General features: G+C 67.6%; 12 protein-coding genes. 11 read left to right on the top strand and 1 reads right to left on the bottom strand.

What is annotated here, in order from left to right:
- Positions 1 to 127: 127 nt before the first annotated feature.
- Positions 128 to 1,072, top strand: coding sequence for a mycothiol synthase (mshD, locus tag ABD231_RS30525; protein WP_344159475.1), 945 nt, complete (start codon positions 128 to 130; stop codon positions 1,070 to 1,072).
- 85 nt (positions 1,073 to 1,157) lie between these two features.
- Here the strand turns inward: mshD and ABD231_RS30520 are convergent, their stop codons facing one another.
- On the bottom strand, positions 1,158 to 2,213 hold the full coding sequence (locus ABD231_RS30520; RefSeq protein ID WP_344159472.1) for an alpha/beta hydrolase: 1,056 nt from the start codon (positions 2,211 to 2,213) through the stop codon (positions 1,158 to 1,160).
- Between the two features lie 76 nt (positions 2,214 to 2,289).
- On the opposite strand from ABD231_RS30520, the gene ABD231_RS30515 reads away from it, so the two are divergent.
- From ABD231_RS30515 to ABD231_RS30470, 10 genes are all read left to right on the top strand, one after another.
- Complete coding sequence (locus tag ABD231_RS30515; RefSeq protein WP_344159469.1) at positions 2,290 to 4,449, top strand: RNA degradosome polyphosphate kinase; 2,160 nt, start codon at positions 2,290 to 2,292, stop codon at positions 4,447 to 4,449.
- A 9-nt stretch (positions 4,450 to 4,458) separates the two neighbouring features.
- Entirely contained in the window at positions 4,459 to 5,337 is an 879-nt protein-coding gene (locus ABD231_RS30510; protein ID WP_344159466.1) for an NUDIX hydrolase, read from the top strand.
- Between the two features lie 125 nt (positions 5,338 to 5,462).
- Positions 5,463 to 5,936: a bifunctional nuclease family protein gene (locus ABD231_RS30505; RefSeq protein WP_132406695.1), complete on the top strand. Its 474-nt coding sequence runs from the start codon at positions 5,463 to 5,465 to the stop codon at positions 5,934 to 5,936.
- 119 nt (positions 5,937 to 6,055) lie between these two features.
- A complete protein-coding gene (locus ABD231_RS30500) occupies positions 6,056 to 7,324 on the top strand; it encodes a hypothetical protein (protein WP_344159463.1) in 1,269 nt (422 codons plus the stop codon).
- A 74-nt stretch (positions 7,325 to 7,398) separates the two neighbouring features.
- Entirely contained in the window at positions 7,399 to 8,667 is a 1,269-nt protein-coding gene (locus ABD231_RS30495; protein WP_344159460.1) for a hypothetical protein, read from the top strand.
- Between the two features lie 79 nt (positions 8,668 to 8,746).
- Positions 8,747 to 10,006: a hypothetical protein gene (locus tag ABD231_RS30490; RefSeq protein WP_344159458.1), complete on the top strand. Its 1,260-nt coding sequence runs from the start codon at positions 8,747 to 8,749 to the stop codon at positions 10,004 to 10,006.
- 113 nt (positions 10,007 to 10,119) lie between these two features.
- Entirely contained in the window at positions 10,120 to 11,376 is a 1,257-nt protein-coding gene (locus ABD231_RS30485; RefSeq protein WP_344159456.1) for a hypothetical protein, read from the top strand.
- Between the two features lie 11 nt (positions 11,377 to 11,387).
- Entirely contained in the window at positions 11,388 to 12,659 is a 1,272-nt protein-coding gene (locus tag ABD231_RS30480) for a hypothetical protein (protein WP_344159453.1), read from the top strand.
- Between the two features lies 1 nt (position 12,660).
- Entirely contained in the window at positions 12,661 to 13,923 is a 1,263-nt protein-coding gene (locus ABD231_RS30475; RefSeq protein WP_344159450.1) for a hypothetical protein, read from the top strand.
- Between the two features lie 19 nt (positions 13,924 to 13,942).
- Positions 13,943 to 15,232, top strand: a complete 1,290-nt coding sequence (locus tag ABD231_RS30470; RefSeq protein ID WP_344159448.1) for a hypothetical protein — start codon at positions 13,943 to 13,945, stop codon at positions 15,230 to 15,232.
- Positions 15,233 to 15,367 lie beyond the last annotated feature (135 nt).

Raw genomic sequence — 15,367 nt, 5'->3', positions numbered from 1 at the left:
ATGTCTACTCCGTCGTCGTAGCGATCACCGCGCGGATTCGCCACGCGATCCCGAGAAATTACCCGACGCGCGGCGACCCTTCCAAGGACTCGAGCATGAACTGACCAGGACCTTTTACGGTATTCCTGTGACTCTCGAAGCAGTTCCCTCACCGTTGCCCCCGGCCACCGCTGCCGCCGTCACAGAGCTCGCTCGCACGGCCGCGCACAGCGACGGTGTGAACCCGCTCGACGAGCGCACCCTCCTGCACCTCGACGGCGAACATCCCGGCGACCTGCACGTGCTCGCCTACGACGGCGAACCCGGCACTCTCGAACCCACCGGCCTCCAGTCCGCCCGCAACCTGATCGGCTACGCCGCCCTCACCCCCGAAGGCTCCGCCGAGCTCGTCGTCACCCCGGACTTCCGCCGCCAAGGCACCGGTACGGCGCTCCTGCGCATCCTGCTCGACCATGCGGGCTCCCGGCTCGCCGTCTGGGCGCACGGCCGGCTGCCCGGCGCCGACGAACTCGCCGCCCGCCTCGGGCTCGAGGTATCCCGCGAGCTCTACTTCCTCCGCCGTACCCGCGCCGACCTCCCCAAGCCCACCTGGCCTGAGGGCATCACGGTCCGCACCTTCGTCCCCGGCCAGGACGACGCCGCCTGGCTGAAGGTCAACAGCCAAGCCTTCGCCACTCACCCGGAGCAAGGCGCCTGGACCCAGTCGGACCTCACCGACCGCCTCCACCAGCCTTGGTTCGACCCCGAAGGCTTCTTCCTCGCCATCGATGCCGAGGGCAACCTAGCCGGCTATCACTGGACCAAGATCGAGGACGGCGGCGGCGAGGTCTACGTCGTAGGCGTCTCCCCCAACCACCAGGGCGCCGGCCTGGGCAAGGCCCTGACCCTCCAAGGCCTGATCTACCTTCAGGACACCCGAGGCCTGGACACGATCACCCTCTACGTGGACGGCACCAACACCCCAGCCCGCCGCCTCTACACGAACCTCGGCTTCACGACCGCCGCCCAACACGTCCAGTACACGCCAGTGACCGACGCCACACCGAACTCGGTCGCTCACTCCGCGTCATAATCCGCGGCCCTGCTCGTCTCACCTGCAACCAGGAGCCGTCTGCGCCTCTAACCCCCCAGCCGGACGGCTCCTGGCCCCCAACTCGTCAGTGCAGTGCTGACTTGAGGTGGGTCGTGAGGGTGGTCAGGGCGTCCGCAGCGGCTCCGGGCAGGGCCTGGAGGTTGTAGTGGCCGTGCGGGAGCGAGTCGTGCGAGATGTGGGTCACTTCGACTCCGGCCTCGGCCAGCTTGTCGGCGTACTCGATGCCCTCGTCCCGGAGCGGGTCGAAACCGGCGGTGGTGATGAGAGCCGGCGGCAGGCCGGTGAGCGAATCGGCCAGGAGCGGGGAGACGACCGGGTCGGGGCGGAGAGCTGGGTCGGGCGTGTAGTGGTCCCGGTACCAGAGGATGTCTTCCTCGGTGAGGATGAAGTTCTCGCCGAAGAGGTCTCGGCTGGGACGGCGGCCGACCAGATCCACTGCGGGGTAGAGCAGCACCTGAAGCGCCGGGCGCGGGAAGTCGCGGACGACGGACTGCTGGGCCACCACCGCCGCCAGGTTGCCGCCGGCACTGTCGCCGCCGACCGCGATCAGCCCTGGGTCGACTGTCAGGTCTTCGGCGTGCTCGACGGCCCAGGTGAAGGCGGCGATGGCGTCTTCGGCGGCTGTGGGGGCGGGCGCCTCGGGGGCAAGGCGGTAGTCGACGGACAGGACGCGGATGCCGGCATCGGCGGCGATGGTGCGGCAGAGGGCGTCATGGGTGTCGAGGTCGCCGACCACCCAGCCACCGCCATGGAAGAAGACGAGCAGACCGCGGCCGGCGTTCCGGGGCACGTAGAGACGCGCACCGAGCTGGCCGTCGGCGCCACGAACGGTGAGGTCGGTCACACGCTGTAGCTCGCGGGGGTGGCCGGCGATCAGCTTGCTCACGCTGCGCAGGTTCGCGCGGGCCGTGGCGGCGTCCGTCTTTGTTGTGCCCGGCAACAATGACTCCACGCGCAGGAGCAGTTGCACTTCGGGGTCGAAGGTGTTGCCGTCGATCTGGATCGGGGCGCCGGCCAGGCGCCGGCGGACAGCGGTGGGCAGCGCGTAGAGCGGCGTCAGCGCGTTCGCCTGTACGGCGGACACGGTGCTGCGGAGCAAGGCGTCCAGTCGAGGGTTCACAAGGAGTGACGCTAGCAACAAGTTCGGACTGTCCGCCGATATGCCCTCCGCAACCTCGTGTTCACCAAACGATGGGATGCTTGTCAACGTGGCTGGAGACTTGCTGGCGTCCCATAATCGCGAGTACGACGTGGAACCGCCGTACGACATCGCGGCTGCGGGCGATCTCCCGGCGGACCGCTTCTCCGACCGTGAGTTGAGCTGGCTGGCGTTCAACCAGCGAGTGCTCGAGCTCGCCGAGAACGACACGGTTCCGTTGCTCGAGCGGGCCAAGTTCCTGGCCATCTTCGCGAGCAACCTCGACGAGTTCTACATGGTCCGGGTGGCCGGTCTGAAGCGCCGGATCGCGGCCGGGGTCGCGGTGAAGGCGGCCAGTGGGCTGCTCCCGCGTGAGGTGCTCGACCGCAGCCTGACCCGCAGCCGTGAGCTGATGGACCGCCAGGCCGACACCTGGCGCAAGGTGGTCCAGCCGGCGCTGACCGAGCAGGGCATCGACATCCTGCGCTGGGTCGACCTGGAGCAGAGTGAGCGCGAGGAGATGACCCGGTTCTTCCGGGACCGCGTCTTCCCGGTGCTGACCCCGCTGGCGGTCGACCCGTCGCACCCGTTCCCGTACATCTCCGGCCTGAGCCTCAACCTGGCCGTCGTGGTCCGCAACCCCGACACCGGCGGCGAGCACTTCGCACGGGTGAAGGTGCCGCCGCTGCTGCCGCGGTTCGTGCAGGTAGCCGAGGGCCGGTTCGTTCCGCTGGAGGACGTGATCGCGACCCACCTGGGCCAGCTGTTCCCGGGCATGGAGGTCACTCAGCACCACACCTTCCGGGTGACGCGTAACGAGGACCTCGAGGTCGAGGAGGACGACGCGGAGAACCTGCTGGCCGCGCTCGAGAAGGAGCTGCTGCGCCGCCGGTTCGGTCCGCCGGTCCGGCTCGAGGTCGAGGAGTCGATCGACCCGCAGGTGAAGGCGCTGCTGTTGTCCGAGCTGGGTGTCACCGAGGCCGAGGTGTTCGAGCTGCCCGGCCCGCTGGACCTGCGTGGCCTGTTCACGATCGCCGGTCTGGACCGCGCCGAGCTGAAGTATCCGGCGTTCGTTCCGTCCACCCACCCGCATCTGGCGGAGGTTGAGACCTCCAACCCGGCGGACATGTTCTACGCGCTCAAGCAGCGCGACGTACTGGTCCACCACCCGTACGACTCCTTCTCGACCAGCGTGCAGCGCTTCATCGAGCAGGCGGCCGCCGACCCGCACGTGCTGGCGATCAAGCAGACGCTGTACCGCACCTCCGGTGACTCGCCCATCGTCGACGCCCTGATCGACGCGGCCGAGGCCGGCAAGCAGGTGCTGGTGCTGGTGGAGATCCAGGCCAGGTTCGACGAGCAGGCGAACATCAAGTGGGCCCGACAGCTCGAGCACGCCGGCTGCCACGTCGTGTACGGCGTGATCGGCCTGAAGACGCACTCCAAACTCTCCATGGTGGTCCGGGACGAGCCGGACGGCCTGCGCCGCTATGTCCACATCGGCACCGGCAACTACCACCCCAAGACCGCCCGGCTGTATGAGGACCTCGGCCTGCTGACCAGCGACAAGGTGGTCACCGAGGACGTGGCCCACCTGTTCAACCACCTCTCCGGTTTCGCCCGCAACGCGGGCTACCGCCGGATCCTGGTGGCGCCGCAATCAGTACGGCGTGGTCTGATCGAGCGCATCAACCGCGAGGTCCAGCACCACCTGGCCGGTCGTCCGGCCCGAGTGCGGATCAAGGTCAACAGCCTGGTCGACGAGGCCCTGTGTGACGCGCTCTACCGAGCCTCGCAGGCCGGCGTACCGGTCGAGCTGTGGATCCGTGGCATCTGCACCATCCGGCCGGGGATCGAGGGCCTGTCGGAGAACATCCGCGTCCGCAGCATCCTGGGCCGGTTCCTCGAGCACAGCCGGGTGTTCTGGTTCGAGAACGGCGATGAGCCCGAGGCGTGGATCGGATCGGCAGACCTGATGCACCGCAACCTGGACCGCCGGGTCGAGGTGCTCGTACAGCTCAAGGAGCCCGACCACATCGGTGAGGTCCGGGAGATGTTCGACATGGCTCTCGACGACGAGACCCAGTCCTGGTGGTTGCAGCCGGACAACACCTGGGAAGCCAGACTGACCCGACCAGATGGTGAGCCACTGCGTGACCTGCAGGAAAAGCTGATCGCCACGCGTGGCCGCCGCAGAACTGCCGACCCGATTACTTAGGCTTCCACTATGAGCAACCCGGCGACGGTTATCGCCGCGGGTGGTGTCGTCTGGCGTGAGCGCCGCGGCATCCGTGAGGTGCTGCTCGTGCACCGCCCTCGGTACGACGACTGGTCCCTGCCGAAGGGCAAGCTGTCCCAGCACGAGCACGTCCTGCTCGCGGCACGACGCGAGATCGAGGAAGAGACCGGCGTACAGGTAGTGCTCGGTGCGCCACTCGGTGTGCAGCGCTATCTGGTTCGCAAGAACGGCGGTACGGCGCAGAAACTGGTGCACTACTGGTCTGCCGTCGCCACCGGAGGCGGTGACTTCCAGCCGAACGACGAGGTCGACGAGATCGAGTGGCTTCCGGTGGACAAGGCCCGGTCGCGGCTCAGCTACCCGCGTGACGTGGACATCCTGGACGCCCTGAATCGTGTGGCGTCCGTCGACGCGACTCTGATCCTGGTGCGGCACGCGGAGGCGGTGAAACGCAAGGACTGGGACAGCAAGGACACACTCCGCCCGCTCAACCCGACCGGTACGGCGGTGGCCGAGCGACTGAGCGACGTACTGGCTGCTCTCGGTGCGAACCGGCTCATCAGCAGCGACGCCGAGCGCTGCACCGCCACAGTGCTGCCGTACGCCGATTCGATCGACCGGCACGTGCACCTCTGGCCAGAAATCTCAGAGCGCGGGTACGACGCCGATCCGGACCGCCTGCGCGGTTCGGGCGACCGGGCGTGGAAGTCGGACCGCGTGACCGTGGTGTGCTCGCACCGGCCGGTACTGCCCGCACTGCAACGCGAACTCGGCCTCAAGGTCGGGAAGTTCTCCCCCGGCGCCTTCCTGGTCGCACACCGTCTGGCCGACGGCCGGCTCGTGTACGAACGGTTCAGCGCACCGTAGAGACACGGCTCGGTGTCGATCCTGGCACACCCGCAGGGGCTTCCGGGTGACACTGGGAGTGGCGGGTATGTTCCTACCGAGGAACCGGCGCCCCACCGGGTGCCGGTCTGAGGAGAGGTCGCACCATGACGATGATGCGAGAACTGACACTGATCGGGATCCGGATGGAATCGCCCAACCGGGCACCGGTGATGATGCTGCGCGAGACCGAGGGCTACCGCTACCTGCCGATCTCGATCGGCTCGGTCGAAGCGACCGCCATCGCCTACGAGGAACAGGGCCTGCGCCCGTCCCGTCCGCTCACCCACGACCTGATGCGCGACCTGATCGAGGCCTGGGGCGTGCGGCTGGAGGCAGTCGAGATCGTCGAACTGCGAGATGCGGTGTTCTACGCGGAGTTACTGCTCGACAACGGAGCGCGAGTGTCAGCGCGACCGAGCGATTCGGTCGCGCTCGCCGTACGACTGAACACCCCGATCCGTTGTACAGAAGAGGTTCTCCGCGAGGCGGGCGTGGCCACGCCCGAGGAGGAACAGGCCGAGTTGGAGCGGTTCCGCCAGTTCCTGGACGGCGTCGCGCCGGAGGACTTCTCCAGCTGAGTGAGCTTTTGCACGTTGGTGCAAAAGTTTTCCGGTCTGCACCGTTGACCTGTTAGGGTCCGAGCCACGCGCTGGCGGCAGGGGTGATCGCCAGGCGAATCTCCCCTGGGGTTACACACATGCGTAAATTTGCCCTTGCGGCGACGGCTGTCGCTGCCCTCTCCGTCGGTCTCCAGACGCCCGCCTTCGCCGCGGCCCCGGACGCACCGACCGACCTGACCGTCGACTGGCAGGCGGGCAAGGTCCACCTGACCTGGAAGGACAACGGCGAGGCCAACTACATCCTCGCCGAGTACGACGGCGGCACGCCCGGCACCGTCCTCCAGACCACCGCCGCCGAAGGAAACGACGTGACGCTGTCGGTTCCGCTGCGGCAGGCGGAGCGTGTGCGGCTGCTCGTCCGGTCCGAGAACGCCGACGGCGTCAGCGCGGATGCGGCGACGCCCGCGTTCGACACCCTGCGTCCCTCCGCTCCGGGTCTGAAGGACGCCAACCTGGCAACGAACCTGACGACCAACCTGAGCTGGGTGCCGGGCTCGATCATCTCGGACAACACGCCGAACGACCCGCTGGACCTCCCGGGTAACGGAACCGTCCAGGCGACCGTCACCGGCCCCGGCGGCACCAAGAGCTACCCCTTCGCCGCTGACGCGACCTCCGGCTCGGTGCCCGCACAGGCCCGGCCCGCAGCGATCAAGCTGAGCCAGGTCAACGAGTGGGGCACGAGCCCGCAGGACGTCAAGACCGTCAAGCTGGGCACGCTCGGCGCCTCGACCACCGTCCCGGCCTCGGCGCTGTTCTCGAACCGGCTCGCGATCAAGAGCACCCTGGACCTGTTCACCAGCGCCGGCCGCGAGGAGCGGGCCAGCGGGATCCCCGTCCAGCTGCAGGCGCGCGCCAAGACCACGGACGCCTGGAAGACCTACGGCCGCTACAGCGGTAACACCACCGCGGCCTTCGACACCGGCATCGCCTCGCTGGGCAACCGTCAGTACCGGCTCTGGGTCCCGGCCCGCAAGGTCGTCAGCGGCAACATCATCGCGCTGACCCCGGCCGCCTCGACCGGCGCGAAGTCCTCGAAGACCTACGTCAAGTTCGGCCCCGGCGGCTTCAACCCGTCGACGGTCCGGGTCGGCGGTCGCTCGACCCTGTCGGTGAAGATCCTGCCGGCCGTGACCGTCAAGGCCCGTCCGCAGGGCTGGGACGGCCGCCACTGGATCGACCTCGGCATCGACGTACCGATCACCAAGGGTTCGTACGTCGAGCGCGGTGACATCGAGACCGAGCGCTACACGCTGCGGCTGCGCTTCGTCGTACCGACCGTCGTCGTCAACGGCCTGACCGTCCTGGCGAACACGAGCCCGGCGTACAACCTCACCGTCAAGTAGTAGTCAGTCACCGCATGTTCACCGCCACGGCAGCTCCTGCCGTGGCGGTGAGTGCGTTTTCGAAAGGTTCCCCCATGCGTAAGTTTGCCCTCGCGGCGACCGCGGTCGCCGCTCTCTCCGTCGGTCTCCAGACCCCCGCGTTCGCGGCGGCACCGGACGCCCCGACCGAGCTCACCGTCGGCTGGGCCGACAAGTCGGTCCACCTGACCTGGAAGGACAACGGCGAGGCCAACACGGTCCACCTCGAGGACCTGGACACCAACCAGTCGCGGCTCGTCGCCGAGGTGTTGTCGACCAGCGCGAACGACGTCGTACTGCCGCCCACCTTCGGCCAGAACGCCCGGGTCCGGCTGGTCGTCAAGGCCGTTGCCGGTAGCGAGGTCAGCACGGGGACCGCGACGCCGGAGTTCGACACCCAGACGCCGGGTCAGCCGGTGCTGCAGGATGCGAACCTAGCCACGAACCTGACCACCACGCTCAAGTACTCGCAGGCCGCCGTGGTCGACAAGAACCCGGGCGACCCGCTCGACCTGCCGGCCACGGACAAGGCCCTCACCGCGTTCGTCGACCTCCCCGGCACCGCCACGAACAGCTACCCCCTCGACCCGGGCGCGACGTCGGCCACCATCCCGGCCCAGGCTCGGCCGGCATCGATCCAGCTGATCGCCGCCAACGAGTGGGGCTCGTTCCGGGCCACCAAGAGCGTTCGGCTCGGCACTCTCGGCGCCGGCATCTCGGTGCCCGCATCAGCGGTGTACACCAGCCGGCTCGCGATCAAGAGCACGATCGACCTGTTCACCAGCGAAGGCCGCGAAGAGCGGGCCAGCGGGATCCCGGTCGAGCTGCAGGCCCGCGCCGGGACCACCGACGCCTGGAAGACCTACGGCAAGTACGCCGGTAACACCACGACCGCCTTCGACACCGGCATCGCGTCGCTCGGCAACCGTCAGTACCGGCTCTGGGTCCCGGCCCGCAAGATCGTCAGCACCAACGTCATCGCGCTGACCCCGGCCACCTCGACCTCCGCCAAGTCCTCCAAGACGCTGATCAAGTTCATCTCCGCCGGCTTCACCCCCGCCGTCGCCCGCCGCGGCGCCAACGTGGACCTGTCCGCGCGGATCTCCCCCGCCTCGACCGTCAAGGCCCGCCTGCAGTTCTGGGACGGCCAGCGCTGGTTCGACGCCGGCCCCCTGCAGTTCACCAAGGGCTATGCCCTCCAGCACGGCGGCGCCGGCGACGAGCCCGGCTCAGCCCGCTTCCGCATCACCGTGCCCGCGGTCGTAGTCAACGGCCTGACCGTCAGCGCCACCACAAGCTCCGCCTTCACACTGACCGTTCGCTAAGTACAGCTCCACAAATCCCCGCTCCGGCCCGACGGGTCGGCAGCGGGGATTTTGCTGACCACCCCCTGAGGAATCCTTCATGCGCAAACTCGCCGCTGTCGCGGCCTCCGCCGTACTGCTGACCGTCGGCCTGCAGGCGCCTGCCTGGGCAGCCGATCCGGCCACCGACTTCGAGCTCTCCTGGCTCAACGCCAAGCTCCACCTGACCTGGAAGGACAACGGCGAGCAGAACATCGTCCTCGCCGAGTACGACGGCCAGCAGGAGCCCGTTCTCTTCGCCAACCTCGCCGCCGGCGAACCGAACGACATCCAGGGCTTCTCCAACCTGCAGCCGGCGGACAAGGTCCGGTTCATCCTCCGCACGGTGGCCGCCGACGGTTCCAGCGTGGACACACTTTCGCCTTGGTTCGACACGCGCGGCCCGGCCGCACCGGCTCTCCAGGACGCCAACCTGCTCACGAACCTGAGCACCACGCTCAAGTGGACCCAGGGCGCCGTCGAGGACAAGACCCCGGGCGACCCCCTCGACGTACCAGGCAATGGCACCGTCAAGGCTGTCGTCGACCTCCCTGGCACCGCCACGAAGAGCTACCCCTTCGCCGCCGGTACGACGACCGGCACGATCCCCGCGCAGGCCCGCCCCGCGGCGATCAAGCTGATCGCGGTCAACGAGTGGACCGAGACCGCCGACACCAAGACCGTCCGCCTCGGCACCCTCGGCGCCGGGATCACAGTTCCCGCATCGGCGGCGTACGGGAACCGTCTTGGTATCAAGAGCACCCTCGACCTGTTCACCAGCGAGGGCCGCGAAGAGCGCGCCAGCAGCATCAAGGTCGAACTCCAGGCCCGCACCAAAACCACCGACGCCTGGAAGACCTACGGCCGCTACACCGGCAACACCACCACCGCCTTCGACACCGGCATCGCCTCCCTCGGCAACCGCCAGTACCGGCTCTGGGTCCCGGCCCGCAAGGTTGTCAGCGGCAACGTCATCGCCCTGACCCCGGCGTCTTCGACCTCGGCCAAGTCCTCCAAGACCCTGGTCAAGTTCCTCAGCAAGGGTTTCACTCCCGCCCACCCGGCCCGCCACGCCAACGTCGACGTCTGGGCCAAGATCCAGCCCGCCGCAACGGTCCGCGGCACCCTCCAGGTCCTGCTCAACAACAAGTGGAGCAACGTCTTCCCGGTCCAGTTCCGCAACGGCTCCATGCTCACCCACGCCAACGTAGGCAACGACCGCGGCCACTTCCTCTACCGCATTGCCCTCCCCGCCACCACCATCAACGGCCTCCCCCTCAGCCCCACCACCAGCTCCGCCTTCCCCATCACCATCGGCTAATTGCACGAACCTGCAACCGATTCGACTTGCCTCACCCGCCAGTCCGTGCGCTACTTTTTCCTGCACGCACTGGCGGCAGGGGTGACCACCAGGCGTACTCACCTGGGGATCCCATGCAAAAACTCGCAGCAACGACAGCTGCCGCCGTACTCCTGACTGCCGGTCTGTCGACCCCGGCTCAGGCTGCCGACCCGCCGGCACCACCCACCGACGTACAAGTCTCATGGGCCGGCGACAAGGTTCGTGTCACCTGGGAGGACACCGGCCAGGCGAACATGGTTTACCTGACATCCCCGGGTTATGCGTACCTCGCGGCCGAGCCGCCCGCGGATGCGCCCAACGAGGTCCTGCTCGACCCCAGGAACATCCGGGACCAGGCCGAGATGCGGATCGCGGTCCGCACGATTGTGGACCGGCAGGAGAGCACATCGGCCCACACTCCACTGTTCGACACCCATAGGGTGCCGAAGCCTACGATCCTCAGCGCCGCGTCATCGTCCGGCAGCTCGGTGCGGATGTGGCTGCGGCAGGACGAGGTCACGGACAAGAACCCGAACGATCCACTGGATCACCCGGCCGGCGCGTGGCTGCGAGCCACCATCAGCGGGCCGGCCGCCGGCGAACAGCGGGAGTTCCTGATTCCTAGCGGCACGCAGCACGCCGACGTGCCGGTTCGTCCGGGCGCGGTGACGATCAAACTCTCCGCGAGCAACGAGTGGGGAAGCTTTCCGGTCTACGGGACTGTGCAGGTTGGAACCATGCGCGTGTCCGCCGCGCTACCCGCGCGAGCGAGCTGGCAGATGTTCACCATCACCGGCCGGGTGCACATGTCCGAGCCCACAGCCGGCGAAGCGATCGCAGTCGCAATTCAGGCCCGCCCGAATGCTGCATCTCCTTGGAAGTTCGTCACCGGCACCAGCGCCCAAACGGGCAGCACGATCATCCCGGCCACACTCGGCGCCGCCGGCGGCCAGGAATACCGGCTGTGGGTCTCCGAGACCTCGGTCTTGCGGGACAACACCTTCCTGCTGACCCCAGCTGCCTCTACGACCGGAAAGTTCGTACGGCGAAACGCACTCATCGACCGCGCGGAGTTCTTCCCGACGAGAGCTCCGGCGAGCACCACAGTGACGCTCTATGTCCACGTAGGTCCGGAGTTGCCCATGAAGGCAGCCCTGCAGAAGTGGGACGGCAAGCAGTGGCGTTACCTGCGCGCAGTCCAACTGGATGCCAAGGGCAACGCCAAGATCCCGATGCGCACCCCACTCCGGGGGACGGCGAAGTACCGGATCGCCACTCCTCCGGTGAAGTACAAAGGTCTGCCGGTCGACGCCACTACCAGCCTCCCCTTCACTCTCACCGTCCGCTAGGAACTCAGCACATGCGCAAAACACTGGCCACGACGGCCGCCGTCGCCCTCCTCACCGCCGGCCTGTCCGGCACCGCCTGGGCCGCTGCCCCTGAGGCGCCGACCGACGTACAGGTCTCTTGGACCGCCGAAGGCAAGGTCCGCGTCACCTGGAAGGACAACGGCGAGGCCAACACGGTCGCAGCCGTCTTCCCGGACACGGGGTACGGCCTCGACCAGCCGACGGCCGATGCGCCCAACGAGCTCGTGTTCGAACCCAGGGTGCTCGAAGAGGCGCCCAAGGTCCGCATCTCGGTCCGGACGGTCGGAGCAGACAAGGAGATGAGCGAGCCGGTCCGCAGCCCGCTGTTCGACACTCACCGCGTGCCCCAACTGCACATCAACAAAGCCCAGTCGCTGTCCACCACCTCGGTGCGCGTGTGGTGGCAGCGAGACACCTTCGTGGACGAGACCCCGAATGATCCGCTCGACCAGCCGGCCGGCATCTGGGTGAAGGCGACCGTGACCGGTCCTGCCGCGGGCCAGCAGACGGAGTTCGTGGTGCGAGGTGGCGTGTCGACGGCTGACATCCCAGTACGCCGGGGTCCGCTGACGATCAAGATCTCCACCGGCGACCAGTGGGGACAGGCACCAGTTGGCGAGTATCAGACCGTGCGCGTCGGAACGATGAGCGTGACCTCGACGCTCTCCGGGCCGGGCCATTGGTTCCAGACCAGCTGGAACACCAAACTGCTGGCCAACTTCCCCGAGATCATCCGCAACGAGGCGTTCGAGGTCGAGGTCCAGGCACGGCCGAACAGCTCCAGCCCCTGGAAGAAAGCCGGGCGGAACGCCGGGCTGATCGACGGCAAGGTCTTCTACCCGTCCGCCGGTGCGGCCGGCGGTCAGGAGTACCGGCTGTGGGTCCCCGCGGGCCAGCTCTTCCGCAACGACGTCATCCTGCTCACACCGCCGGTCTCGACCGCGGCGCAGTACGTGCGGAAGTACGCCGACATTGGCACCGGACACGCACCGGACACGGCACGGGTGGGTGTGACGGTGCATCACAAGATCATCGTTTCGCCCGGTCTTCCGCTGAAGGCCGCGCTGCAGAGGTGGGACGGCAAGCAGTGGCGCTACTTGCGTGCTGTTCAGCTCGACAGCAAGGGCAAGGCCGACGTGGCGATCCGCGCCGCCGGCCGTGGGACGACCCAGAAGTACCGCATCGCGACCCCGCCGGTGAAGGTCAACGGCCTGCCGGTCGAGTTCAGCACCAGCCTTCCCTTCACCCTGAAGGTCGTCTGACATGCGCAAGTACGCCGTACTCGCGACTTCCGCCGTACTGCTGACTGCGGGTCTGGCTACGCCTGCGTGGGCAGCCGCGGAGGCGCCTACCGATGTGCGGCTCGCGTGGGACGACGGGAAGATTCGTGTCACCTGGAACGACGACGGTTCGGCCAACAGCATTCGTGCCGTGTACCCGCGAACTGGTGCGAGTGTGATCATCGGTGGCCGGATCGAAGGCGAGACGAACGAGCTCGTGTTCTCTCCAGGCAAGCTGACCATCGACGAGGACCAGGTGCAGATCACTGTTGCGAGCGGCACGAGCAGCAGCTGGGGGACGCCGACTGCGTCCGCGTCCTTCGACACCCGGCGGCCGGTTTCGCCGGATGTGTACGACGCCGAACTGCTTGCCGATCGGTCGGTTCGGGTGCGGTGGCGGCCGACGGTGGGCGCGGACAAGACGCCTGGCGATCCGCTGGATCGTCCGGCGGCCGAGGACTGGTTCGAGGCGCGGGTCGAGAAGCGGTACGGCGGGGATCCCCTCGGCACGTACCCGGTCGCTGCAGGGGTCACCTCGGTGACCGTTCCGGCGCAGTCCCAGTTGACCACGGTCGACATCTTGACCGGCAACGGTTGGGGGCAGCTCTACCCGACTGGACGCGCGGTGTACGCCGGGACGCTGCGGGCCGGCATCGCGGTACCCGCGCAAGGGACCTTCAGTGAGCGCCTGAAGATCGAGAGCACGCTCGTCGGCACGAGTGAGAACACCGAATTCCCCGTGCAACTGCAGGCACGAGCTACCAGCAGCGCCGCCTGGAAGACGGTTGGCCGCTACACCGCGAACACGCAGGTCCCCTTCGACACAGGGATCGCGTCGCTGGGTGGTCGTCAGTACCGGCTATGGGTGCCTGCTCTGAAGAAGATCGGCCGTGGCGCGATCCAGCTCGTACCGGCCGGGTCGACGTCAGCCAAGTCGTCACAGACCATGACGCGGTTCGCGGTGGCCGGGTTCACCCGCTCGACGGTCCAGGTCGGCGTGACGGTGAACCTGTCGGTGAAGATCCAGCCCGGTCTGACAGTGCGCGGCACGCTGCAGCGCTGGGCCAACGGCGCCTGGCGCACAGGTCCCGCCGTACAGATCAAGAACGGTACGGCGCTTGTCCCGTTCAAGGCGGCCGGTCGTGGCACCACCACCCGCTATCGCGTCACGGTGCCGAAGTTGAGCTACAACGGACTGCCGTTGGCACCCTCCGTCTCCAAGACCTTCACCCTCACTGTTCGCTGATCGAGCAAGGAACCCTCTGATGCGCAAGCTCCTCGCCACCGCGACCACCGCGGCCCTGCTCACCGCAGGTCTTTCCCCGTCGGCCTGGGCAGCTGCCCCGGACGCGCCCACCGACGTACAGGTGGCTTGGGACGGCAACACGATTCGCGTGACCTGGAAGGACAACGGCGAAGCGAACGTGATCCAGGAGGAGTACGTGGACGACGGCCTGGTCTACCGGATCGCCACGACCACCGCCGACCAGGCCAATGAGCTCGTGATGGCGGCCCGATTCCTCGACCGCGATCGGATTCGTATCAAGGTCACCTCGCGAGGTGCCGGTCAGGAGCTCAGCGCGGCCGGGGCCAGCCCGTTGTTCGACGCGCGCATTCCGGTGTACCCGTTCGTCGAGGACGCGGACCTGCTGGCCGACGGCTCGGTGCGGCTGAAGTGGCGGCAGCCCGCGGTCGAGGACCTGACTCCGAACGACCCGCTGGACCGGCCGGCCTCCGAGGAGTACCTCGGCGTCAAGGTCGGCCCGGCCGGATCACCGACGAAGGAGCAGATCTCGATCCCGGTCGGCTCGACAAGCTTCGTCGTACCGGCTCGGCCCCGGCCGTGGACGATCTCGATGTACGCCGGCAACGAATGGCGTGCGTCGTTCCTGCATCAGGACGGCAACGGCCCCTGGCACGAACGCGTCGTGAACGTCGGTACGGCGCAGACCGGGATCTCCGGCGTAGCGGCGCAGGTGCCGTACGGGGACGATCTGCTGATCGAGGCCTCGTTGACCAGCAGCCTGGGCGTCAACTACTTCTACTCGGTGCAGTTGCAGGCCCGGCCGACCAGCAGTGCGGCCTGGAAGACCTACGGCAGGTTCGCCGGGTACTCCAACGACGACCCGATCAACACCCCGATCGGATCGCTGGGCGGCCGCCAGTACCGGATCTGGGTGCCTGGACTGAAGCGGGTCGAGCAGATGTACATCAACCTCACCCCGGCCGCGTCCAGCTCGACGAAGTCCTCACGGACGATCTCGAACATGATCATCACCCGATTCGAGTCGTCGCGGCCGAAGCTCGGGCAGATCACCAAGCTGAACGTCCATGTGCTGCCGGAGATCGCGATGAACGCCGCCCTGCAGCAGTGGAACGGGAAGCAGTGGCGGTATGTTCGGGCCGTACCACTGAAGAAGGGGGCCGCGATCGTCCCGATCAAGGCCACCCGGCGCGGGACCACGACGTGGCGGATCGCAACCCCGCCGTTGACCGTCAGCGGGCTGCCGGTGCTGCTGACGACGAGTAAGCCCTTCACCTTGACGGTGCGCTGAGTGTTACCGAAACGTGAGCAAATGATCGTTTTGATGCACGGAGAGTGACGGGCGCTAACTCAGTTCACCTGATGGCTGCCTGGTGGCACGCCGGGCGTCGTTTACGGTGCTGGAACCGTTCACCGGTCGTTTACC

Source organism: Kribbella yunnanensis (assembly GCF_039529655.1).
Classification (GTDB): Bacteria; Actinomycetota; Actinomycetes; order Propionibacteriales; family Kribbellaceae; genus Kribbella; species Kribbella yunnanensis.
The sequence above is the reverse complement of the archived record's forward strand: the minus strand, read 5'-3'. Positions and strand labels throughout refer to the sequence as shown.

Bases quoted from the DNA above. Each gene is read 5' to 3' on its own strand.
- ABD231_RS30475 (WP_344159450.1), top strand. From the start codon at position 12,661: ATGCGCAAGTACGCCGTACTCGCGACTTCCGCCGTACTGCTGACTGCG.
- ABD231_RS30470 (WP_344159448.1), top strand. From the start codon at position 13,943: ATGCGCAAGCTCCTCGCCACCGCGACCACCGCGGCCCTGCTCACCGCA.
- ABD231_RS30510 (WP_344159466.1), top strand. From the start codon at position 4,459: ATGAGCAACCCGGCGACGGTTATCGCCGCGGGTGGTGTCGTCTGGCGT.
- ABD231_RS30485 (WP_344159456.1), top strand. From the start codon at position 10,120: ATGCAAAAACTCGCAGCAACGACAGCTGCCGCCGTACTCCTGACTGCC.
- ABD231_RS30495 (WP_344159460.1), top strand. From the start codon at position 7,399: ATGCGTAAGTTTGCCCTCGCGGCGACCGCGGTCGCCGCTCTCTCCGTC.
- ABD231_RS30480 (WP_344159453.1), top strand. From the start codon at position 11,388: ATGCGCAAAACACTGGCCACGACGGCCGCCGTCGCCCTCCTCACCGCC.
- ABD231_RS30515 (WP_344159469.1), top strand. From the start codon at position 2,290: ATGCTTGTCAACGTGGCTGGAGACTTGCTGGCGTCCCATAATCGCGAG.
- ABD231_RS30490 (WP_344159458.1), top strand. From the start codon at position 8,747: ATGCGCAAACTCGCCGCTGTCGCGGCCTCCGCCGTACTGCTGACCGTC.
- ABD231_RS30500 (WP_344159463.1), top strand. From the start codon at position 6,056: ATGCGTAAATTTGCCCTTGCGGCGACGGCTGTCGCTGCCCTCTCCGTC.
- ABD231_RS30505 (WP_132406695.1), top strand. From the start codon at position 5,463: ATGACGATGATGCGAGAACTGACACTGATCGGGATCCGGATGGAATCG.